This is a genomic window from Cohnella sp. 56, from assembly GCF_037963805.1.
Classification (GTDB): Bacteria; Bacillota; Bacilli; order Paenibacillales; family Paenibacillaceae; genus Cohnella.
The window spans coordinates 29,745-52,173 of sequence record NZ_JAZDQE010000029.1 but is presented as its reverse complement, the minus strand read 5'-3'; the positions used below and the strand labels follow the sequence as shown (position 1 = coordinate 52,173).

16 protein-coding genes are annotated in these 22,429 nt (G+C 58.9%); 5 read left to right on the top strand and 11 right to left on the bottom strand.

Features of this window, described 5'->3' with window-relative positions; translation table 11 throughout:
- The first annotated feature begins 281 nt into the window (after positions 1-281).
- Positions 282-731 carry a hypothetical protein gene (locus tag VQ071_RS28750; RefSeq protein ID WP_340518350.1) on the top strand — a complete coding sequence of 150 codons (450 nt, stop codon included), beginning with the start codon at positions 282-284 and terminating at the stop codon, positions 729-731.
- A gap of 100 nt (positions 732-831) precedes the next feature.
- Here the strand turns inward: VQ071_RS28750 and VQ071_RS28745 are convergent, their stop codons facing one another.
- Positions 832-2,334, bottom strand: coding sequence for an alpha-N-arabinofuranosidase (locus VQ071_RS28745; protein WP_340518347.1), 1,503 nt, complete (start codon positions 2,332-2,334; stop codon positions 832-834).
- A gap of 169 nt (positions 2,335-2,503) precedes the next feature.
- On the opposite strand from VQ071_RS28745, the gene VQ071_RS28740 reads away from it, so the two are divergent.
- Positions 2,504-3,280, top strand: coding sequence for a helix-turn-helix domain-containing protein (locus VQ071_RS28740; RefSeq protein WP_340518344.1), 777 nt, complete (start codon positions 2,504-2,506; stop codon positions 3,278-3,280).
- 2 nt (positions 3,281-3,282) lie between these two features.
- Here the strand turns inward: VQ071_RS28740 and VQ071_RS28735 are convergent, their stop codons facing one another.
- Entirely contained in the window at positions 3,283-3,840 is a 558-nt protein-coding gene (locus VQ071_RS28735) for a TetR/AcrR family transcriptional regulator (RefSeq protein ID WP_340518342.1), read from the bottom strand.
- Between the two features lie 146 nt (positions 3,841-3,986).
- Here VQ071_RS28735 and VQ071_RS28730 point away from each other — a divergent pair, with 146 nt between their 5' ends.
- Positions 3,987-4,745 carry an SDR family oxidoreductase gene (locus tag VQ071_RS28730; protein WP_340518340.1) on the top strand — a complete coding sequence of 253 codons (759 nt, stop codon included), beginning with the start codon at positions 3,987-3,989 and terminating at the stop codon, positions 4,743-4,745.
- A gap of 178 nt (positions 4,746-4,923) precedes the next feature.
- Here the strand turns inward: VQ071_RS28730 and VQ071_RS28725 are convergent, their stop codons facing one another.
- From VQ071_RS28725 to VQ071_RS28690, 8 genes are all read right to left on the bottom strand, one after another.
- A complete protein-coding gene (locus VQ071_RS28725) occupies positions 4,924-6,573 on the bottom strand; it encodes a hypothetical protein (RefSeq protein WP_340518338.1) in 1,650 nt (549 codons plus the stop codon).
- A 33-nt stretch (positions 6,574-6,606) separates the two neighbouring features.
- Entirely contained in the window at positions 6,607-8,184 is a 1,578-nt protein-coding gene (locus VQ071_RS28720) for a response regulator (protein WP_340518336.1), read from the bottom strand.
- A gap of 3 nt (positions 8,185-8,187) precedes the next feature.
- Positions 8,188-10,026 (bottom strand): sensor histidine kinase, encoded by a 1,839-nt coding sequence (locus tag VQ071_RS28715; protein WP_340518332.1) that lies wholly within the window; start codon positions 10,024-10,026, stop codon positions 8,188-8,190.
- A gap of 140 nt (positions 10,027-10,166) precedes the next feature.
- Entirely contained in the window at positions 10,167-11,876 is a 1,710-nt protein-coding gene (locus tag VQ071_RS28710) for an extracellular solute-binding protein (protein ID WP_340518330.1), read from the bottom strand.
- Positions 11,877-11,935: 59 nt separating this feature from the next.
- Positions 11,936-12,826 carry a carbohydrate ABC transporter permease gene (locus VQ071_RS28705; protein ID WP_340518327.1) on the bottom strand — a complete coding sequence of 297 codons (891 nt, stop codon included), beginning with the start codon at positions 12,824-12,826 and terminating at the stop codon, positions 11,936-11,938.
- Between the two features lie 54 nt (positions 12,827-12,880).
- Positions 12,881-13,843 carry an ABC transporter permease gene (locus VQ071_RS28700; RefSeq protein ID WP_340518326.1) on the bottom strand — a complete coding sequence of 321 codons (963 nt, stop codon included), beginning with the start codon at positions 13,841-13,843 and terminating at the stop codon, positions 12,881-12,883.
- Positions 13,844-13,974: 131 nt separating this feature from the next.
- The gene (locus VQ071_RS28695) at positions 13,975-15,990 is read right to left on the bottom strand and encodes a chitobiase/beta-hexosaminidase C-terminal domain-containing protein (protein ID WP_340518324.1); all 2,016 of its coding nucleotides are present in this window, start codon (positions 15,988-15,990) and stop codon (positions 13,975-13,977) included.
- A gap of 289 nt (positions 15,991-16,279) precedes the next feature.
- Positions 16,280-18,043 (bottom strand): glycoside hydrolase family 2 protein, encoded by a 1,764-nt coding sequence (locus VQ071_RS28690; protein WP_340518320.1) that lies wholly within the window; start codon positions 18,041-18,043, stop codon positions 16,280-16,282.
- 158 nt (positions 18,044-18,201) lie between these two features.
- Between VQ071_RS28690 and VQ071_RS28685 the strand changes: the two genes are divergently transcribed.
- Positions 18,202-19,113 (top strand): ArsR/SmtB family transcription factor, encoded by a 912-nt coding sequence (locus VQ071_RS28685; RefSeq protein ID WP_340518318.1) that lies wholly within the window; start codon positions 18,202-18,204, stop codon positions 19,111-19,113.
- A gap of 118 nt (positions 19,114-19,231) precedes the next feature.
- Here VQ071_RS28685 and VQ071_RS28680 read toward each other — a convergent pair whose 3' ends face one another.
- A complete protein-coding gene (locus VQ071_RS28680) occupies positions 19,232-21,217 on the bottom strand; it encodes a glycoside hydrolase family 127 protein (protein ID WP_340518315.1) in 1,986 nt (661 codons plus the stop codon).
- Positions 21,218-21,352: 135 nt separating this feature from the next.
- On the opposite strand from VQ071_RS28680, the gene VQ071_RS28675 reads away from it, so the two are divergent.
- Entirely contained in the window at positions 21,353-22,213 is an 861-nt protein-coding gene (locus VQ071_RS28675; RefSeq protein WP_340518313.1) for a helix-turn-helix transcriptional regulator, read from the top strand.
- Positions 22,214-22,429 lie beyond the last annotated feature (216 nt).

Here is a 22,429-nt window from a genome sequence, read left to right as displayed (position 1 = left end):
CACTTCTGCTTTCTTCGGTCCGGTGGTCATACAAGAAACCTCCCTGGAAAAGAGCTGTTTCTCTTCATTACCCTTTTCCACAAGAAGCTTTTGTAATGGATTGGCTATTTCAAGAGTAGTGCACTAGTCGCTTCTTGGGAAGATGAATCAGCTATCAAGAGTATACTATATTTTATAGGCAATGCCCGGCTCGGTCGATGACGGATTCAACGATTGGGATGACGGATCCGAATCGTTGCGGAGATTCGGTCCTGGAGAGAAAGTATGGATGGCAAATAAAGATGTGCGACATTCTTATTCGGCGCGGGATGGGCATTATCGGCAAAATAAAGATGTGCGGCATTCTTATTCGGCGCGAGGTGGGCATTATCGGCAAAATAAAGATGTGCGGCATTCTTATTCGCCGCGGGATGGGCATTATCGGCAAAATAAAGATGTGCGACATTCTTATTCGGCGCGGGATGGGCATTATCGGCAAAATAAAGATGTGCGGCATTCTTATTCGGCGCGGGATAGGCATTATCGGCAAAATAGAGATGTGCGACATTCTTATTCGGCGCGGGATGGGCACTATCGGCAAAATAAAGATGTGCGGCATTCTTATTCGGCGCGGGATGGGCATTATCGGCAAAATAAAGATGTGCGACATTCTTATTCGGCGTGCGGAGGCTGGCCATATTGGCAGCGCGCAGGGGGAAACGCGAGGATATCCGCCAGAGGACGAGGGATAGGGGACAGATTCGTCCTCTGTCCCCTGACGGACTTTGTACTTCGCACGGGCCGGCGCTCGAACGGATATCGTTCGTTCGCAGCGGCAGCCCGCTATGTGGCTTAGGAGGAATGCGCCGGCACCAGGCGGATGACCGCCACGGACGCCGGCGGCAGGATCGCCGCGAGCTTGCCGTCCTGCCCGATCGCCGCCTGCGTATACGGCTGCGGCTTGACGCTGTCCGGCTGTGCGAACGTATTGTGCGCATGCATCTCGTCGGCCGACAGCAGCTTGGCGTCGGCAATGACATGGGCGCCGAGGACGCCGCGCAGCTCCAGGTCAAGCTCGGCCGGGCGGGACGGATCCACGTTGTAGAGGCTGATATGAATCGCGCCGTCCTTCCGGGACGCCGTGACGCCGACCTGCGCCAGCGCGCCGCCTTCCCCTTGAGACGCGCATTCCCCGAACTGTCCATGGATTGCGAGCGCTTCCGCATCCTGGTGCACGTTGTACATTTCCAGAACATGGTACGTCGGCGTCAGCAGCATCCGCTCGCCGTCCGTCAGCACGACCGCTTGCAGGACGTTCGCGAGCTGGGCCAGATTGGCCATCTGTACGCGTGCGCAATGCTTGTGGAAAATGTGCAGATGGAGCGCGGCGACGAGCGCGTCGCGCATCGTGTTCTGCTGATGCAGGAACCCTGGATTCGTGCCCGGCTCCGGATCGAACCATGTGCCCCACTCGTCGACGATGATGCCTACCCGCTTGGCCGGATCGTGTACGTCCATCACCGTACCGTGACGGGTCAGCAGCTCGTCCATCCGCATCGCCTTGTGCATCGTCGCGAACCATTCGTCTTCGCTGAACGCCGTCGACGATCCCTTTTGCTCCCACGTCCCGGGCACCGTGTAATAGTGAAGGCTGAGCCCGTGCATATGACGCTCCGCCTTCCTCATCATCACTTCGGTCCAGCGGTAGTCGTCCGAGTTGGCCCCGCCCGCAATTTTGTAGAGCTTGTTGCCCCCGTGCTCGCGCGCGTAGGTCTGGAATTGACGGTACAGATCCGCGTAGAACTCCGGCAGCATATTGCCTCCGCAGCCCCAGTTCTCGTTGCCGACGCCGAAGTAGGTCAGCTTCCACGGCTCTTCGCGGCCGTTCGCCCGGCGCAGATTCGCCATCGGCGAGTCGCCGTCCGAGGTCATATATTCGAGCCATTCCGCCATCTCGTGGACCGTGCCGCTGCCGACGTTGCCGCAGATGTACGGCTCCGCCCCGATCAGCTCGCACAGCCGGAAAAATTCATGCGTCCCGAAGTGATTGTTCTCGACGACGCCGCCCCAGTGCGTGTTGATCATCTGCTTGCGCGACTCGCGCGGACCGATGCCGTCCTTCCAATGATATTCGTCCGCGAAGCAGCCGCCCGGCCAGCGCAGCACCGGCACGCGCAGCTTGCGCAGCGCCTCGATAACGTCGTTGCGGATGCCGTCCGTATTCGGAATCGGCGAGTCCTCCCCGACCCATAGTCCCTCGTAGATGCATCTGCCCAGGTGCTCGGCGAAGTGTCCGTAGATGTTGCGGTTAATCGTCCCGACTGACCAGTCGGCGTGTACGACGGCTTTGATCATATTGTCTTTGTCCTCCTCCGAATTCGCCGCTTGCCGGCGAACGCAAGGCCCGAATGGCCGAGCAGTCCGGCAACTCACTGAAATTGTAGAAGTTTGAAGTAGAAACGACAATCGATTATGATGATATAAACTGACCTATTCTGCTTTTATTCGCATTGAGGTGACCGGAATGATCGAATTGCTGAGCTGTGGATATCGTTATTTGCATTCTACCGGAATTGTCATCGATCGTCCGCACGGTTCGGGAGACTATGCTTTCGTCTTTTTCAGAAACCGCTCCGAGGTGGTCGTCGGCCGCAGCCGGACGATCTGCGAGCGAGATTCGTACATATTGTTCGGCCCGGATACCCCTCATATGTATCGCGAATCGGAGCTGCCGTTCGTCAACGACTGGTTCCATTGCACCGGCGAAGGCATGGCGGCGATCATCGCCGAGCTCAGACTGCCCCTCAATACGCTGCTGCCCGCATCCGATCCTTCGCTCATCTCCCGCAGCATCATGGAGATGCACCGCATCCTGAAGGCCGGCGGCCCGCTCAGAGCGCGAATCGTCGACGCCGAGATTCGGTCACTGCTGATGAAGCTGAGCAATCTGCACGAGATGTCCTTCACCGAAAAGCAGGGCCGCCACTACCGTCAGTTCTCCGAGCTGCGCGACGAGCTCTACAATTCGCCGCAGCGCCATCCGTCCGTTGACGAGCTGGCCGCGAGGCTAAACTTGAGCAAGTCGTATTTTCAGCATTTATACAAAGAGCTGTTCGGCTGCTCCGTCGTAACCGACATGATCAACGGCAGGCTGGAATACGCCAAGTATTTGCTGCGGCACAGCGCATATTCCGTATCCCGTATCGCCGCCATGTGCGGCTATGAGCACGACACCCACTTCATGCGTCAGTTCAAGAAATTTGCCGGCGTCACCCCCGGCCGCTACAGGGACGGCAGCTAGACCTACATTTTCATTTTCATAATGCCGACGAACAGCTCATTCATGTCATCGACGGATTCCCGAAAATCGTGGCGATACCATTCGATGATGAGCCCGATGATCGCATTGGCCGTGTAGGAAAAGAAATACGGGGTTATGTCCCCGAGCGACGACGTATTCTTGTCCGTCATGAAGTTCGATCTGATCTCGTCAAACAGCATGTAATAATATTGGGTCGAAACGTCCTGAGACAGCACGATTTTATAGAAATCCTCGTACTTCTTGATGTGATGAAAGATGCGTACGGTTTTCGGATCGAGCGTATGGATGTCGATCGTATTGTGATGCCTGTAGGGCTCATTGTAGGAATCCTTCAGATCGAGCATGATCTCCTCGAAAAATTGCTTGAATACATCGCCGACCTCTTCGTAGTGAAAATAAAACGTCCCGCGATTGATTTTCGCTTCCTTGCACAGCTCCGTTACCTTGATGTGCGTCAAAGGCTTGTTTTTGAGCAGCTTAAGCAGCGCCTGGTGAATGCCTTGTTTGGTTTTAATGACGCGGAGATCGTTTTTATTCAAATAAATGGCGCCTCCTCTATCGAACAGTTTTTTCGTTTTTGTTGGATATTGTACAATCCGCTTTTTTTTGCTGATTGAGTGCGCTTTCAGGTTTAAACTATAATTTTATTGAACATATGTACAGTATAAATGAAGGAGGATGTCTGATGCGATTGAACGATAAAGTAGCGATCGTAACGGGTGCGGCGTCCGGCATGGGAAAAGCGATTGCCGAAGCCTATGCGGCGGAGGGCGCCAAGGTTGTCGTGTCCGACTACAACTTTGAAGGTGCCAAGGCGGTAGCCGAAGGCATCAACGCCAGCGGCGGCACCGCCATCGCGAACCAGGCCAATGTAGCCGAGCTGGCCGAGCTGGAGCGTTTGTTCGCCGATACCCGGGAGGCCTTCGGAAAGTTGGACATTCTGGTCAACAACGCGGGCATTATGGACGGGATGGAGCCTGTCGGCGAGATCAGCGACGAGCGCTGGGACCGCGTATTTGCCGTCAATACGACCGGCGTCATGCGCGCCATGCGAATCGCGACGAATATGTTCCTCGAGCAGGGCCATGGCGTCATCGTCAACAATATATCCGCAGGCGGCCTGCGCGGGGCGCGCGCCGGCGCGGCCTATACGGCATCGAAGCACGCCGTGTCCGGATTGACCAAAAATACGGCGTACATGTATGCGCAATCCGGCATCCGCTGCAACGGTATCGCGCCGGGCGGCGTCATGACGAATATCCAGGCTTCGATGACCAACATCTCCGAGTTCGGCGCGGGCCGCCAAGGTACTGGCTTGGGTACGATGCCGCGTGCCGGCCAGCCCGAAGAGATCGCGCGGCTTGCCGTATTCCTCGGCTCCGACGAGTCCAGCTTCGTGAACGGCCAGATCATCGCGGCCGATGCGGGATGGACGGCTTATTAACAGATCGGATTGACGCCCGCCGCTGGTGTCGGCGAGGGCGGAACAAATGAAGGAGCGAGGCTCAGTGCCTCGCTCCTGTTCTATATCATGAGACGTAAATTTTAATGCCGCCCACTTCCATTTCTAAAATAGTAAAATAATTCGGTCGCGGGAGAGCGCGCGGCGGCAAAGCGGACGATTAAAGCGCGGTTGCGGGGAAACTCATAATACCTTCGCCTCGTTGGCGATCATAGGCGGATACGCTGTAGACACCGGGCCTGTCGCCTGCAGCCGCGTCCGTAAAACGGTTTTCGTCCGTCATGCCGATCAGCTGATAGTCCTTGTAGACGTTGTACGTGTACGCTCCTTCAACCGGCTCCCAGCTGACGGCTGTACCGCTCCCGTCAGACTCGGCTCGCACCGCTCCCGGCATGGTGAGCGCGTCTCCGGATAGGGTCAGGAAGCCGAACTGCGCGAGCTTGACGGTGCCGCCCCTGCGTCTGTTCGACAGACAGACGATGAGAGGCCGATCCGAATCACCCGTCTCTCCGGCGACCGGAATCTTGTGGTATCCGCCCTTGCGCACGCGCGTCTCGTACATCTGCCCTTGGACGCGTATCAGATACGTCTCGCTTCCATCAAGCGAAGCGCCGTTTCCCACGTTCAGATTCAGGATCACGCTGCCGGACACGCCTGATGGAATATGCAGCCGCAGCTGCAGCTCCAGCGCTTCGCCCTCGCCCTCGCTCTCGCAGTAGGGAAACCAGCCGTCCCCGTACCGGACGACGGCGTTCGCGAGCGCATAGTCGCAGCCGTCCTTCAGCGTGCAATGGTCGAATCTCCGCTCCCAGGGGATGCCGTCCGCGTCGGACGGCGCGAGCGCCCGCGCGCAGTCGACGAACAGTGCGACCGGATCGCGGTAGGCGCTAGCCCTGAAGATCAGGCGCTCGTCGTCCATCAAGGCATTGTACTGCCGTACGAGCGCCGGATCGTCGGTGTATCTGCCGTTGGCCCAGTCCTGCCAGTTCGCGATCGCGGGGTAGACCTGCCATTCCCAGTTGATATACTGGAAGCCCTGGATGCCATAGCTCGTCAGCATGCTCATAAAATCCCGCATGTAGGTCCCGAACGCATAGTCCGGCGGCACGATCGCATAGGAGCTCTCGCCGATCATGACCGGCTTGCCGCGGGCAGCCGCCTGCTCCATGTACCACGCGGCATCGAAGTTCGGCGTGATCGTGTTGAAGCTGAACCAGTCGACGTAGCGGTCGCCGTCGGCCGTGCCCGTATCGGGATCGTCCGGGTACCAGTCCCACATGCGCCGGTTGTCGGCAATGTAAGTGTTCCAGACGTATGCGACATTGTCCGCGCCATATGCGCTTATCCGGTCGACGATCCGCCTGTATGCGCGCTTGTAGGCGGCGGGATCGTAGCCGTTCCATTCGCCGTCGAACTCGTACCCGATCCGCAGGAAGATCGGCAGCTTGATGCTCTTGTAGACGCCGGCCATCTCGTCGATCAGCGGATCGTAGCCGCCTTCCCCGATCGCCCGCAGATCGCCCTCGTCGTGGATCGGCAGCTGCAGCCCGATCTGCAGATAGGCGCCGGGAAATACGTTGTGGGCTTCCAGTATGTCGGGATTGCGCCAATAGCCGCCGCGGTTCAAGCCTTCATAGAGCGCGATGAGCACCGGCTTGCGGTCTTCCGGCACTGAGCGGACCATCGCCGCCGCCGACTCCATGCATTGTCCGGCCCCGGAATAGATCAAGCCGCGCCCGGGCTCGAACTTGACCGCATCGCGTCCCGCTGCCAGCGGACGGACGGCGGCGGACACATCGTTCAGATTCATGCGGATTGCCAGCCTCCTTTTTCCTTCTTTCTTCTATTTAAGCGTCGTTTCCTCGAGCATTTTTTCCATCGTTTGCTTTTGCTCCCTGAATTCGATCGGCGAGATGCCGACCGACTCCGTGAACGAACGGGTAAAGTGCTTGTAGCTGTTAAAGCCGACCTTGTCGGATATTTCGCTGATTTTCAGCTGCGAGCGGGATAATAGCTCCATCGCCTTGGCGATTCGGATTTTTCTCAAATATTCCACGAAGCTAACCCCGGTTTTCGCCCTGAACAGATGCGAGAAATAGGAGTAATTCATGGAAACGTAATTGGAGACGGTCGTGAGGCTGATGTCCTTGTCATAGTTTTTTTCCATGTAGGCGATCGCCTTCTCGATCTCGTGGCTGGTCAGATACGCGCTCTTCATGGCGGCCATGTCGTGATCCAGCACGCGAACGAACTCGGCGGCGCTGGACAGGTAGGACTTCATGCCGTCATAGTGGTACAAATCGCCCAGGCTGTCATACTTTTTGAGCGCCTCGGAGCCTTTGTGCGAGAGCGCCCCCGCCAGATCCGCCAGCGCCGCATAGAAGTGCTTGACGGTCCCTTCCAAATATTCGATGCTGTTGCGGACGATCGTATCCCGGTCGAAAATGCGCGATAACAGCTCGTCGAGCTGCGCGAGCTTGCCGGTGCCGACCAGCAGGATGAGCTTGTCGATGTCCGCGCCAGGCAGCGGATCGTCTCCGTGCGGGCGGGAGATGTCGGCATAGCGAATCATCGTCCGACCGGGATATAAATATCGGTACTTGAGCGCTTGCTCGGCCTCCGCATAGCCGCGCCGGAGCTCTCTCCCGTCCGCACACGGTCCGCTCATAGCCGCAGCGGCGCAGCGTCCGTCACGACGCAGGCCGTCGGCCAGCCCGACGATCCGCTCCTCGCTGACCGAGAGAATCAGCGTCGACCTGCCGAGCTCCAGCGCGAGCATCTCGCCGGACGGCATGTTCTCATGCGCTTGTGCGGCCGGGCTCAAGCCGGTCGGCAGCGGTCCGCCGCCCTGCGCAAGCGCCGATTCGTCGCATAGGAACAAGGAGACGTAAAAGGGAGAGCCGCCGGACAGCCATCTCCTTTGCGCAAGCCGCTCCATCGCCGCGTCCGAATGAATGCCGCTCAGCAGTGCGAGCCGCAGCTCCTCCTCCATCAATTTTTTCTCTTTGGCCAAAATTTGATCTTCCTTCTGATGGATACCCTGGTCCCGTTCGATCTCCCCGGCCACTCTGGCGACGACCCGGATCAGCTCGGCCTTGTCCACGGGCTTCAGAATATAAGCTCTCGCCCCGTGCTCGATGCTCTGCTGCGCATATTTGAATTCGTCGTATTCGCTGAGCACGATGAACTTCGGCGTATGCGGCAGCTCCCGCGCATGCTCCATCAGCGCGATGCCGTCCATGCGGGGCATCCGGATATCGGTCACGACGAGGTCGACCGCCTCCGTCCGCAGGAAGTCCAGCGCTTCGGCGCCGTTCCCGAATTCGGCGACGATCTCGATATCCGGCGCCGCCTTCCGCAGCAGGGACACGATGCCCTGACGAATCAGCTTTTTATCGTCGACGACCGCAACCTTGATCATGGATTACCAACCCCCTATATTCCGGTTACAGGGCAAGCGCATCTCCACGCGCGTATAGACATCCTTCTCGCTGGCGATCGAGATGCCGTAGGACTTGCCGTACAGCAGCCGTATTCGGCGATGAACGTTGAACAGGCCGATCCCGCTCTTGCTGGCCAGCTCGATCCGGCTAACGTCCTCCTCGTCGAGCGCGCCGTTGATCCGCGCCAGCTCGCGGTCGTCCAGGCCGGCGCCGTCGTCGACGACCGCGACGATCAGGCTGTCGCCGCGGCGCGTGACGACGATCGCGACCGAGCCGTCCTCGCCCTTCGGCTCGATGCCGTGGGTGACCGCGTTCTCGACCAGCGGTTCGATCGACAGCTTCGGGACCAGACATTGCTCCAGTTCCCCGGCGATCTCCACGGTCAGTTCGACCCGCGTATCGGACACGATGTTCATCAGCGTGACATAGGTCCCGGCCATCGCCGCTTCCTCGGACAGTCTGACATGCTGCCCCTGTCCCTTCATGCTGTATCTCATCATCTTGCCCAGCGCAAAAACGGCCTCCGAAATGTCCGGCTTATCCTCCGCCTCGGCGAGCATGCGTATCGATTCCAGCACATTGTAGACAAAATGGGAATTGATCTGAGACTGCAGCGCCTTGTTCTCGGCCGCATTGACCGCCAGCTCCTTGGCGAGCAGCTGCGCGATCAGATCTTTGACCTTCACGAGCGTATGGTTGAAGTGACCCGCGAGTGCGTCGAGCTCGTCTCCGCCGCGGACCGGGACGACCACGTTCAGATCGCCCGCCTGCACCCTGCGCATGGAGGCGACGACGACGCCCAGCTTTTTGAGCAGCAGGGACGACAGCGCATACGTCACGATGCCGAGCACCGAGATCGCGACGAGGACGGCGATCAGAATCCGGTTGCGCACGTCGCGGACCTTGCCGGTGATTCCCTCGAGGGAGTAGACCTGTATCAGATAGGCGTCCATTTTTCTGATATATTTGGCATTCGCGGCGAACCGCTCGCCGGACGTCTCGAACCGGTAGGACTCTTTTTCTTTGCCCGTATGCGCTGTCAAATTCGCGGACAGATCGGCGAATGCGGGCATTCTCTTTTTGTAAAAGGCGCTATTCTCGTTAAAAAGCAGCGCATGCGGCTCATCCGCCTTCAGCACGAGCAGCAGCTCGTTCTCTTCCTCGGCGTTGTCGTACAGGTCCTGGAAAAACAGGTTCTGCTGCATGTTTACTTCAATGACGCCCTCATGCTGCCGGTGGTCCGTAATGCCTCTGTACAGGGAGACGACATGCACGGGGACGCCGACGGCATTTCTGTCGTCCCGGTTGATTCGGAAGTATTCCCTCCCCCGCATCCGGATCAGCCGATCGAACAGCGCGGAATCCTGAAAAGCCGCCTTGCCGACCAGCACGGGCGGAAGCTCGTAAATAAGCTCGTTATCCATATAAAAAGTAATATTGTTGATCGTCGGGTTGAGGTTCTTCAGATTGACCATCTGATCGTATTCATTCTGCTTGAAGCCGATCAAAGCCAGATCGTCCTGGGTCATGTCGCCATCGATGAATTCGAGGAACCGGTCGTTGTCGAGCGCCGTGCCGATCACGGTCTCGCTCGTATCGATGTTCCGGTTGATATGCTCGAATACGGCTTCGAGATTGTCGAGGCTCTGCCGGCTGTAGCCGGCCTGCATGCTGGCGGTCGTGTTGTTGAAGGAATAGAAGGCATAGACAAAAATCGGTACGGCAAAAACGATGACGTACATGAGGACGAACTTGGCGGATATGCTTAAACCCTGGACATATCCGACCAGCCGGGCGATCGATTCGGGCCTTCTGGGCATGGGCGGCTTCACCTTCTGCGGTTGTGCGTCCCGGGAGCCGTCAGGGCGGCCTCCGTAGCGGAGCGGCAATGCGGGTAGCGGGACTGTGCCGTCCCGCTACCCTCCGCCGCGCGCTCACTATAGATGTAACATAACGCCGGTTATTCCGCCAGCTTGGCTTTGAGCATCTCCAGCTGCTGCTGCCTGTACTGCTGGACGAGGTCGAAGCCGAGCTTGGCGCGCTCGCCGACGAATCCGCTCCACAGCTTGTCGAACTCGGCCTCCGACTTGGCGGTGAGCAGCTTCGGCAGCGTCTGTCCGTACACTTGCTGAATCTTCGTGAACGCGACGCCCTCAGGCGAGTTGCCGAGCGGGTCCAGGTCCTTGGCGTATACCTTCGTGAAGTCGGCATGCTTGTTGGCCCAGTCGGTCATCTGCTGCACCGGCGCGATCTTGGCCGGTCTCCACTGGGAGACGACGACCGGATTGCGCATCTGCCAGTAGGTGTCTACCGCGCCGTACTTTTGCCCGAACGCCGTCTGGTCCTCGTCGTATGCCTTTTTGACCTCGGGCAGCAGTTGATCCTTGCCGTCGATCGTGTCCCAGGTCTCGCCCTTCTTGCCGAGGAAAATATCCTTCTGCCCTTCCTCGCTGGCCAGATAGCTCAGGAAACGAATCGCGCGCTCGGGATTTTTCGTGTTTTTGGAGATCATGACCGGCAGCCAGCCGGTCATGCTGCCCGGGAAAATCTGCGCGGGGTCCAGATTGCTGTTCGAAGGTCCGTCGATCGCCTCGTACACGATGCTCGGGTCCTGCTTGCTCATAACGGGAATGGCGGCCTCGATGCCGGTCCACTCCTGCAGCATGCTGAAGTAGTTGGCGTTGTTCATCTTCTGGTTGACCTGGGGCGCCTGGTCCACCATGAAGTCGATCGTGATCAGCTTCTCGCGGTAAGCCTGGTTCAGCGTCTTCAGCCACTTGACGTATTCCGGGTCCGTGTAGCGGTCGTAGATTTTCCCGTCCTTCTCGTACGGGATGGCCAGCATGTTCATGAGCAGCTCTTCGAGGCCGTACACGCCCGAAGTCGACGCGCCCTGCGCGTAGAAGGGAATGATCTTCTGCCCTTTGTACGTGCCGTACTTCTCCTTGATCGTCCGCAGCGCGCCGAGGAAGCCTTCGGGCGTGCGCATGTCCGGAGAGCCGATCTCCTCGTACAGGTCTTTGCGGACGAGGAAGGTCTGGTTGGCGTTGGTGACGCCGGTCGCCTTCATGTCGGATACGGTGTACGCTTCGTTCGGCATGACGTAGGTATTGCCGTCGGGCTGCTTATACCACTTCAGCGACGCATCGCCCGCCACCTTGAAGAAGTAGGGATCGTACTGATCCGCCAGCTCGTTCAGCGCGTACACCATGCCGCTCTCCTGCAGCTTCTTGAAGCTGTCCTCCCAGAAGCCGACCGACAGGAAGTCAGGCAGCGAATTGGAGGCGATCATCGTCGTCAGCTTCTGGTTCGGGTCTCCGGACGGCACGTCGAAGTCGATGGTGACGCCCGTCTTTTCGGTAATGTACTTGGAGACGAGGCTGTCTCCCCACTTGAATTGATACCAGCTCGCGTCGAGGAACCATTTGAACGTAATCGGCGACGTGTCGAGCTGCCACCCCGGCTGGTCGGCATCGGGCCCGCTCGCCGTCGCGGATGCGGACTGCGTCGCGTCGGCGGATTGCGCAGCCGTGGCCGTGGCCTCCGCCGTGCCTGGAGCCGGACTCGCGGACGACTTGGCGTTATTGTCGGACGAGCACCCGCCCAGCACCGCCGCCATCAGCGAAGCCGCGAGCGCTGCCGACATGCTTGCATGGATCTTCCTGCTCATTGTGAAGCCTCCCCTAGAGATTATATATAATGAGTTCCATAGGAACGTAAAGCCTGCGCTCAGCCTTTGATGGAGCCTATCATAAAGCCCTTCACGAAGTAGCGTTGAAGGAACGGGTATACGACGACGATCGGGACGGTCGCGACGACCATCGTCGCGAACTTGATGGAGTCGGGCGAGATCCGCTTGCCCATGGAGTTCATCGCCTGCTGCTGGAGCAGGGTTACCGAATTTTCCGATACGATCTTGTACAGGAGCGTCTGGATCGGACGCAGCGATTCATTGTCGACATAGATGACGCCGAAGAAGTAGTCGTTCCAGTTGTACACCCCGACGAACAGCGCGAGCGTCGCGAACACCGCCTTCGAGCACGGGATGACGATCCGCAGAAATACGGTGAATTCGTTGGCTCCGTCCACCTTGGCCGATTCCTCGAGACTCTCCGGCAAGGAATTGAAGAAGCTGACGAAAATAATCAGATTGTAGAAGCTGAACATCGTCGGAATGATGTAAACGAGAAACGTATCGTACAGGTGCAGGTTCTGGATCAGCAGGAAGGTCGGGATGAGCCCTCCGTTGAACAGCATGGTGACGATGCCGATCAGCATGTAGAGCTTTCTGCCGAGCAGGTGCTTTTTGGACAATCCGTACGCGACCATCGCCGTGAAGAAGACGTGAATCGCGGTCGCCAGCACCGTCCTCGCGACGCTGATGCCGAATGAGGTCAGCAGGCCGCTGTTCTGGAACACGACGCGGTAGCTGTCCGTCGAGAACGTGCTCGGCCAGAGGTTGACGGATTGGCGGATCGATTCTTCGGTGCCCGTGACCGAGTTGATGACGATGTACCAGATCGGATAGATCGTGGACAGGCAGATCAGGAGCATGCCGAGCCCGTTGAAAATATTGAACATATCCGTCGTTCTGCGCTTGCGGATCGGTGTGGCTTCCATACGCATGACTCCTCGCGTTTACGTTTGTGCCGGAGATGCCTGTCGGTTCGGCGGCTAAAAAAGCGATTCCTTGGTCAGCTTCCTGGAGACGAAGTTCGCGAGCAGCAGGAGCAGCAGCGACACGACGGATCTGCACAGCAGCACCGCCGTCGAATACGAAAATCGGCCGCTCACGATGCCCATGTTGTAGACGAACAGGTCCAGCGTCTCGCTCTTGGGCAGGTTCATGTTGTTGCGCAGGACGAAGATCTGCTCGAAGCTGCCGCTCAGCACGTTGCTGACAGCCAATATGAACAAGATGGCGATCGTGGGACGGATGTTCTGGACGGTGATATACCACATCTTGCGGAACCGGCCCGCGCCGTCGATATCGGCCGATTGATAGATGTCCTGGTCGATCGTCGAGATGGCGGCGATATAGATGATGGCGTTCCAGCCCATCTCCTTCCACACGTCCGAGGTGACGGCGATGCCCCAGAAGTAGTCGGGAACGGAGTTGTAGAAGACCGGCTCGCTCTGCAGATGAAGCGCGATCAGCACGTTGTTCACGAATCCGGTATCCGACAGCCAGTTGAGCAGGATGCCGCCGAAGATCGCCCACGATATAAAGTGGGGCAAATACGTCACCGTCTGGATCAGCTTCTTGAACCGCGGGCTGACGATCTCGTTGAGCAGCAGCGCGAACAGGATCGGGATCGGGAACGCGACGATCAGCTTGTAGAAGCTGATGCCCGCCGTGTTGACCAGCACCTCGTAGAACCGGCTGTCGGCGAACATCTCCTTGAACTGCTTCAGGCCGACCCAGGGCGCGTCCAGCATCGGCTTCGTGATGTCGTACTCCTTGAACGCGATGATGAGCCAGAAGATCGGAATGTAGCAGAAAATAAACATCCAGACGATGCCCGGCAGCACCATGAACTGCAGATTTCGCTGGCGCGCCAGCTTGCGCAGCAGCGTAGGGCGGCTCTTGCGGGACGCCTCGCCATGCCGGATAACCGTGTTTTTCTGAATGAGCATGATGTTTCCTCGATTTCCGTTGATTTGGCCCGGACGGGCCGATCGCCGCCGCCCGCCTTGGACTCGGGCGGCAGCGATGGCCGGCGATGCGCCGGGCACGATGCGTTGCAGCGATCGTGCTGCGTGCGGTCTTACGGATTCACTTCGAACCAGTCGAAGTTGAAGGTGCCGCCCGGCTGGAACGTGATCGTGTGCGCGCCGGACGTCAGGTTGACCGCGGCGCTGACGGCGTCCGCGTACGTATCCCAGTCGGCCGTCGTCGGTATGCTGATCGTGGCGACCGTCGTGCCGTCCACCTTGACCGTGGCCGTCGTCGACGTGCCGGAGCCGTTGGCGATTCTTAATTTAAAGCGATACGAGCCTGCGGCAGTCACATTCGTCTTGTAGCTCATCGTGCTGTTCGACGAGAGCCAGCAGAGCGCCATGTTGTTGCCGGTGCCGGGCAGCGGCGTATTGTATACGCTCTTGGCGTCGGACCACTGCTCGGCTTGGACGCGGCCCGGCAGCGAATAGGTCGGCCTCGTCACGACAGGCGCCGCTGGCGCGGTCGGGTTGAAGCCGATGGCCGCGTACAGGCCGGACGAAGAATTCAAGTATCTGGACTTCGTCACTTCCGTTTTCCACTTGTCGTAGATGTAGCCGGCGCCGGACTGCTGGATGCGAGAGTCGCCCCACATCGGGTCGGAGAAGATCGGCTGCACGCCCCAGTTCTGGTTGATATAGCAGAACATCTTGACGTTGTTGGCTGCAATGAAGTCGAAGATCTTCTGGAAGTAGTTGTTCCAGGTGGACGAGTTGGTCAGCAGCATGTTGTTGTACGTGCGCGGCGTCGCCTCGGCGATCATGAGCGGCTTGTGATGGTTGGCGGCGAAGGATACCGCGTCCTGCCTGCTCTGCGCGGCGGTCGTCTCGTCCGCGGAGGTCTGCCAGCCGAACCAGCTGATCGATACCCAGTCGACGTAGTCGTCGCCGGGGTACCACGACTCGATCGGCACCGGCGAGTAATAAGGGGCGGGACCGCCGGCGTTGCCGTATCCGACGAGGCTCCATACGAACGCGGCGTTGCCTACGCCCTGCTGTCTGAAGATGTCGTGCACATGCTTGAACGCCTTGATGTAGCTGGCGGCCTCGTATTTGTTCCACGGACTGTCCGCCTCGTAGCCGATGCGTACGAATACGGGCTTCCCGGCATTTTTGACCGCCGTCGCGATCGTGATCAGGTTCGTGTCCCGCTGGCCAGAGGCCACCTTATCCACTTCCTGCTGCCCGACCGGGTTGCCGTCGTAATCGACCATGTCGATGCCAAGCTGGGCGACCGAATTCGTCTTGTTCGCGGCCCAATAGGCGAAGTCGTTGATGCCCGCGCCCTTGTCAACCGGGCCCGTCATCCCGCCGGCATCCATCGTCGACGTGTAGATCATATAGCCCGCCTGATCGGGGATATCGGTCAGCGCCTGGTACGCGTCCATCTCGTTCTTGTCCTGGCCGATCGCGATGATCGTCTTGCCGTCGGCCGGCTCGAACTTGGCCAAGCCCGTCGACGGGGTGCCGATCGTATACGCGGCCGTGGCGACGGCCGAGTTGGTCAGGCCCGACTTGACGGCCATCGCCTTCAGCGTCAGGCTGGCCGATACGGTGATCGGCCCGCTGTATACGCTCGACGACGTCGTCGGGGTCGCGCCGTTCGTCGTGTAGTAGATCGTCGCGCCGCTCGTCGCGCTCGCGATCGTCACCGTCTGCGCGGCGCTGTAGGTGCCGCCCGCCGGGCTGAATGTCGGCGTCGCGACCGTGCCCGTCTGGGCGGTATGCGTGTAGCTGTAGCCCCATTGCGGCGTGTCGTACTGGGTCGTTCCTTTCTGATACGTGTACCAGTAGGTGATGACATCGCCGGCGCTCAGCCCGCCGACATCGTACGTCCATGTATTGCCGCTCTGGCCCATCAGATAGTTCAAATCTTGTCCGTTGTTGACCTTGTAGTGCACGTAGACGTAGGTCGACGAGACAAGCGAGACGAACGTGATCTTGGCGTGGCTGGCGTCCGTATAGGCCACCTGCTCGCTGTAATCCGAAGTTGTGACGGCGCCGGCCGGCATGATAGCGCTTGCAAATAATGCAATAGCGATAAGCAGCGTGCTTAGCATCCTCATTGCCCGGTTCAAGCTCTGCATTATTCAACCTTCCTTTCTGTCGAGATACGGATTTAGAAGCTTCTGTTATACGATTTCCTCCGATTCCCGGGTGTGCCCTGCTTGTTGATCGTTGGCGGATCGCTCCCCCTCTCAGGCTCAAGCTTGATGTCGCCGCTTACAGTTTTAACACTATCACTCGCCCAGATCGGGCGTATACCGTCTTATTTTTGATCGTGGCTCATAATTTTGGGACTCGGCCGCATCGCTAAAAAAGACTGCCCGAAGGCAGCCCCAGATGCGGAAGGATTTACTTTTTGGTGATGCGTCTGATTTTCTCCATGTCGATCTTGGGCTCCCGCTTGCTCGTGAGCAGCCCGTTCACTTCCTGCTGAACGTCGGTTAACTGCGTATAGCAGAAGCCGCTGACATAATCCAGGCTCCTGATCGCCTCCGTAATGTCCTCGTACCGCCTCAGGAACTCTTCCTCGTTCCTCACCTGGTTGCCGTAGCCCCAGCCGTCTTCGCTCTTGAACGCGATGCCGCCGTATTCGCTGATGATGACAGGCTGTCCCTGGTACCGGTAGCCTTCGGCGAACGGGAAGCGGTGCTTGTCGTGCGCGATCTCATTGCTGAGCAGCACGTCCTTGTCCTTGTACCGCGCTGCCAGTACGGAACCGAGCTCCTCGTAGTCATGCAGCGTAATGATATCCGAGACGGTATGCTCCCAGCCGTCGTTCACGAGAACCGCCCTCATCTGATCGTACGACTTGGTCCAATGATAGATGGATTCGGTGAACGCCTGCGTCTTGGGGTCCCGGCCTACGTTCCCGATGCCCCATGACTCGTTGAACGCCACCCAGGTCACGATGCTTGGGTGGTTGTAGTGCTGCTGCACGACCTCCATCCATTCTTTGGTGAACCGCTGCACCGCATCGTCCCCGAACTCGTACGTGGCCGCGATCTCCGACCAGACGAGCAGTCCCTTGCGGTCCGCCCAGTACAAATAACGCGGATCCTCCAGCTTCTGATGCTTGCGTACGCCGTTGAAGCCGAGCGCCAGCGTTTTGTCGATATCTTCGATAATCGCTTCTTCGGACGGCGGCGTCAGATGGGTATCTTCCCAATAGCCCTGATCGAGCAGGAGACGCTGATAGATCGGATGGTTGTTGAGCAGCACGTTGCTGCCCTTGATGGCAATGCGGCGCATGCCAAAGTACGTGTACACGGTATCGACTGGCTTGCCGTCCTTCTTCAGCACAATCTCCGCATCGTACAGATTCGGGCTGTCCGGGTGCCAAGCGTGCACCTTCCACTCGCCGACGTCGTTCATCACGCTTAGATCGACCTTCAGGAACTTCCGATCTACATTCGTCTCTGTGGAGCGGATCAGCTCTCCGTTGAACCGGATGATCGTCTGCAGCGTCAAACCTTCGACGGAACGAACCGTATCGCCCAGCTCATATTCGAACGCAACCGCGGCATCTTCCAGCCTGGGCGTAATTTTCGCACGCTTGACATGAAGCGCATCCACATATTCCAACCATACGGACTGCCAGATTCCCGTCGTCTGCACGTACCAGCACCCGTAGTTGTTGCCGACCCAGCGCTGCTTGCCGCGCGGCTGCATCGTGCTGTTGCCGTCCTCCACCCGGACCGTGATCCGGTTAGATGCGCCCGTCTCCGCCGCATCCGTAATATCCAGCGAGAATGCCGCATACCCGCCTTCATGAGCGCCGACATAGACGCCGTTCACCCACACTTTGGCCGAATAATCGACAGCCTGAAAATGAAGCAAAACGCGCGTATCTGCAGCTTGAGCAGGAATGGATACATGCCGTTCATACCAGACGCACGGATGAAACTTCTCCTCGCCGATACCGCTCGCCTTCGTCTCGTACGTGAACGGGACTTGAATCTTCCTGTCCCCGTCGAGCTTGTCGTACCACTTGTTCCGCGCTCCCTCGAACGAATCGTCGAAGCGGAAGTCCCACTCCCCGTTCAGCAGCTGCCACTCGTCGCGCACCCATTGCGGCCTCGGGTAATCTTTTACATACTTGTGCGTACCGGACATGCTGTTCCCTCCATTTTGTTTACTTTTAAGTTAACTAGATAATTAATTGGTAATAATCTAGTTCGAATTATGCCTCGATAGCTGATATATGTCAACAATAAGTTGATTAATTAACTTTTAAGTTATACAATACAAAAAAAAGAATGAGGACGACGCCCATGGATATTCAGGTCAACAGCGACAACCTGCCGATTCTCGAATGCTTCTCTTCCAAGAGCCGGGTTAAAATTATCGAGCTGCTAAGCGAGGAAGCCAAAAGTATTAATGAACTTGCCGAAACGCTCGACGTCTCGTCCGCGATCGTCACGCGGCATATTCAAAAGCTGGAGGAGGCCGGCATCATACGGACCGAGAGCGTCTCGGGCACGCGGGGAAGGAGAAAGGTATGTCATCTGCTCCGGGAATCTCTGACCTTGCGCTTCACCAAGCCGCAGCAAGCAGACGACAATTTTTATGCCGTATCGATTCCGGTGGGACAATATGCGGATTATGAGGTGCAGCCCACTTGCGGTCTTGCGTCGGAGACGGGCATCATCGGCATGGTGGACGATCCGCGTTACTTTTCCAGTCCGGATCATGTGAAGGCGAAGCATCTCTGGTTCGGCAGCGGCTTCGTCCAGTATCGCATCCCGAACTATCTCGTCGGCACGCAGCGGCTGCGCGAATTGAGAATATCGTTCGAGATATGTTCGGAGGCGCCCGATTACAACGAGCATTGGCCGTCCGACATCGGCTTCGCCCTTAACGGCATCCATGTCGGGATGTGGACCTGTCCCGGCGACTTCGGACGCCATCGGGGCGTCTATACGCCCTCCTGGTGGACGATCGGTACGCAGTACGGGCTGCTGAAGACGTTGACGATTCGCAGCGACGGCACCTATCTGGACGGCGAGCGGCTGTCGGATGTGACGCCGGACGATCTGAACCTCCAGGTCGGCAGGGACATTCCGTTCCAGATCTCGAATCCCGAGACGGCCGTTCATCGCGGAGGCGTCAACCTGTTCGGCAGCCGGTTCGGCAACTACGACCAGGAGGTCGAAGTTTCCGTTTATTACGTCCCCGTCCGGTAGCAGCCATCTGCAGCGCGGCCGAAGCGCATGCAAAAGCCCCCGCAAGGCAGCAGGCTGTGATTACTTCGCCTGCCTGCTGCCTTGCGGGGGCCTATCCGCCCCTGTCACTGCATGACTGTCAAACGCGACTGAGCCGTATCCATACGGACATCTCGCCCGGCTGCCGGTTCCCCCACAAGAAATAGGGCACCGCCTTCAGCTTCACTTGCTCGGACGCCGGCGATTGGTCGAGCGGGCGGTATGGCGTATCCGGCTGCCAGCCGCCCGGCCCCGTGCGATAGCCCGCCGCCTCGACGGCGATCGCGCCTCCCGGCAGCGCGCCGTCCTGCACCGGCCGCAGCTCGGCTGCCGGATCGACGGAGAGTGCCGAGATCGGCCCGCCGTTGTCGACCTGCTCCAGGCAATAGACGAGCGGCCCGCGCTCGATGGCGGCCTTGCCCGCGTCGGCCCGAATCTCCGGATTCGCCGCGATCAAGCGCGCCTCGAGCCGCGGCTCCCACTCCACGAGATCCCCTTTTGCCCAGCTCCGGCTCACGATGGCATATCCGCCTACCGTCTCGTACGCCGACTCGGCGCCGTTGATTTTCATGACCGCTTGTCCGTAGCACCAGGACGGAATCCGCACCGCAAACGCGAACTCGCCTTCGCCCTGCGCCTCGGTCAGTTCGAACTGCACGCAGCCCTGCCAAGGCAGGTGAGAGCGCTGCTTGAAGGCCACCGTGCCGCCCGGCAATTCGAACCGGGCTTCGCTGCCGATGAACAGATGCGTGTACACCGTATTCCGCTCCGTGGACGCCGAGTAAATATAATCGTTCAGCGAGCAGAGCAGGCGGGCGACGTTGGGCGGACAGCAGGAGCACCCGAACCACTTCTGGCGCACCGCCTTGACATGCCTGCGGTCGGGATTGTCGTCCGAAGCCCTCGGCCATACCTCCAGCGGATTGACATAGAAGTAATGCTTGCCGTCCTGGGACATGCTGCCGATCACATTGTTGTAGAGCGCGCGCTCCATCACGTCCGCGTATTCGCTCCTCGGTTCGAGACGAAGCATACGGTTGGCGAAAAAAATGAGTCCGATCGAGGCGCAGGTCTCTGCATATACGGTATCGTTCGGCAGATCGTGGTCAAACGAGAAGGCTTCCCCGTGATGGGTAGAGCCGATCCCGCCGGTAATGTACATCTGCTTGCCCGTCATGTTGGCCCACAGGCGGCGGCATGCTTCAAGCAGCCCGGCGTCGCCCGTCAGCGCGGCCAGATCCGCCATCGCCGTATACATATATACCGCGCGGACGGCATGTCCGACCGCTGCTTCCTGCTCGCGAACCGGCCGGTGCGCCTGATTGTAGGCGAGCTGCCGGGGCGTGGGGATCGGCTGCTTCGTACCCGTCCACAGGCTGAAGCCTCCTCTTTGCTCGCATTCGCGGACGAGGAAGTTCGGCGCCGTGCCCCGCTCGTCGATAAAAAACTGCGCCAGCTTCAAGTAGCGGCGCTCGCCGGTCGCCGCATACAGCTTGACGAGCGCCAGCTCGATCTCCTGGTGGCCGTCGTAGCCGCGGAGCTGTCCCGGCTCTCGTCCGAACACCGTATCGATATGGTCGGCGAGCTTGCAGACCACATCGAGCAGACGCCGCTTGCCTGTGCCTTCGCAGTAGGCAACTGCAGCCTCGATCATATGGCCCGCGCAGTAGAGCTCATGCGCTTCGTACAGGTTCGTCCACCTTTTGCCCGGCTCCTTGATCGTGAAGTATGTATTGAGGTAGCCGTCTTCCTGCTGGGCGGCCGCGACCAGCTCGATCACTTCGTCCGCCGTCCGCTCCAGCTCGGGGTCCGGATGCGTAGCGAGCGCATAGCCCACCGCCTCCAGCCACTTGGCCACGTCGCTGTCCTGGAATACCATGCCGCCGAATTCGCCCTGCTCTCTGCCTGCCGCGATCCGGAAGTTCCGGATGGCGAAGCTGGGTTCGGCGTCCGGAATCCGGTCGTTCAGCGCTTCCCATTGATAGGGAATGACCGTATCCCGCACCAGTCCCGTATAGACGTCCCAGAACGCGTCCTTGATGCGCACGGACACCTGTTGTCCGGTCGTTGCCTGCTGCTCCTTCAAGCGCCTTACCTCCCGCTCTATCCCTACAAGATTTGACCGTTTACAGGTTCTATTTTATCTTTGGGATACAGGCAAAAATACGAGCTGAGGCACACAAAAATTTATAAAATCTCACCCTGCCAAAGAAGGTGCGCAATGAATACGCAACGACGGATTGTGCTGGAAACGCCGCCCCTGCCCCATTACATCGTGACAGGCCTGACGACGTTCCGGCCCGGCGAGCAGCATCCGAGCCGCCGGAATCTCGGGCTGTACGATTTGCTCTGGGTCGTCGAGGGTGCGCTCTACATCGGCGAGGATGATATGCAATGGGAGGTCACGCGCGGACAGACGCTGCTGCTGCTCCCCGATCGATTCCATTATGCGGTCAAGCCGTGCGACACAGACACGACCTTTTACTGGATGCATTTCGGCTTCGGCGGCGCGAGCGGCCAAGCGGAGTCGTCCTCCGGCCCCTACTATCCGAGCCGCAACGCCTGGGACAATCCGTACACGATCAGACTGCTGCAGTACGCCTCGCCCCCGGAGTTCCCGATCGCCGAGCGGCATCTCGGCAAGCTGCTCGACTATGCCCGCAAGCTTCGGCATGACACCTTCTGGCAAGAGCAGCAGCTGTTCATGGAGCTGCTCGGCCTGCTCGACGAGCGATTCGGCGATGAAGGGCAATCGCCGGTGCTGAAGCTCGCGGAAAAAACGGAGGCCTATTTGCGGCAGCACTATCAAGCGCCATTGACGAACGAACGGCTGTCGGAGGCGCTGCATTTCCATCCCAACTATATCGTCAGATGCATGAAGGAGATCTACCGCCGCACGCCGATGGAATACCTGCATACGTATCGAATGGAGCAGGCCAAGCTGCTGCTCGTCAAGACCGACTGGCCGGTCTCCAAAATAGCCGAGCATGTCGGCTTCCAATTCGCGCCTTACTTCTCCAGCTGCTTCAAGCAGTACACGGGCATCTCGCCGCTGAAGTTCCGCAAGCAGTATGCGTCGTAGGCGGAGCTTCGGCGTCTAATGCGCTGGGGTCTCTCTACGAGCCCCCGCGCGTGCGGGCGGTCAGCTCGCAATCTTGAACGTGGCGTCCTGCTTGTCCGTGTCGGTACTGGGCCCCGCCGGGGCTACTGGCGCAAAGGTGCACATTTATTGTGCGTGATGCGCGGGCTCGGCGGCCCCGGCGGGGCTACTGGCGCAAAGGTGCACACTTACTGTGCA

What these genes read in the sequence shown, in the direction of transcription:
- VQ071_RS28750 (WP_340518350.1), top strand. Translation starts at nt 282, where the DNA reads ATGTGCGACATTCTTATTCGGCGCGGGATGGGCATTATCGGCAAAATA.
- VQ071_RS28745 (WP_340518347.1), bottom strand. Translation starts at nt 2,334, where the DNA reads ATGATCAAAGCCGTCGTACACGCCGACTGGTCAGTCGGGACGATTAAC.
- VQ071_RS28740 (WP_340518344.1), top strand. Translation starts at nt 2,504, where the DNA reads ATGATCGAATTGCTGAGCTGTGGATATCGTTATTTGCATTCTACCGGA.
- VQ071_RS28730 (WP_340518340.1), top strand. Translation starts at nt 3,987, where the DNA reads ATGCGATTGAACGATAAAGTAGCGATCGTAACGGGTGCGGCGTCCGGC.
- VQ071_RS28725 (WP_340518338.1), bottom strand. Translation starts at nt 6,573, where the DNA reads ATGAATCTGAACGATGTGTCCGCCGCCGTCCGTCCGCTGGCAGCGGGA.
- VQ071_RS28720 (WP_340518336.1), bottom strand. Translation starts at nt 8,184, where the DNA reads ATGATCAAGGTTGCGGTCGTCGACGATAAAAAGCTGATTCGTCAGGGC.
- VQ071_RS28715 (WP_340518332.1), bottom strand. Translation starts at nt 10,026, where the DNA reads ATGCCCAGAAGGCCCGAATCGATCGCCCGGCTGGTCGGATATGTCCAG.
- VQ071_RS28710 (WP_340518330.1), bottom strand. Translation starts at nt 11,876, where the DNA reads ATGAGCAGGAAGATCCATGCAAGCATGTCGGCAGCGCTCGCGGCTTCG.
- VQ071_RS28705 (WP_340518327.1), bottom strand. Translation starts at nt 12,826, where the DNA reads ATGGAAGCCACACCGATCCGCAAGCGCAGAACGACGGATATGTTCAAT.
- VQ071_RS28700 (WP_340518326.1), bottom strand. Translation starts at nt 13,843, where the DNA reads ATGCTCATTCAGAAAAACACGGTTATCCGGCATGGCGAGGCGTCCCGC.
- VQ071_RS28695 (WP_340518324.1), bottom strand. Translation starts at nt 15,990, where the DNA reads ATGAGGATGCTAAGCACGCTGCTTATCGCTATTGCATTATTTGCAAGC.
- VQ071_RS28690 (WP_340518320.1), bottom strand. Translation starts at nt 18,043, where the DNA reads ATGTCCGGTACGCACAAGTATGTAAAAGATTACCCGAGGCCGCAATGG.
- VQ071_RS28685 (WP_340518318.1), top strand. Translation starts at nt 18,202, where the DNA reads ATGGATATTCAGGTCAACAGCGACAACCTGCCGATTCTCGAATGCTTC.
- VQ071_RS28675 (WP_340518313.1), top strand. Translation starts at nt 21,353, where the DNA reads ATGAATACGCAACGACGGATTGTGCTGGAAACGCCGCCCCTGCCCCAT.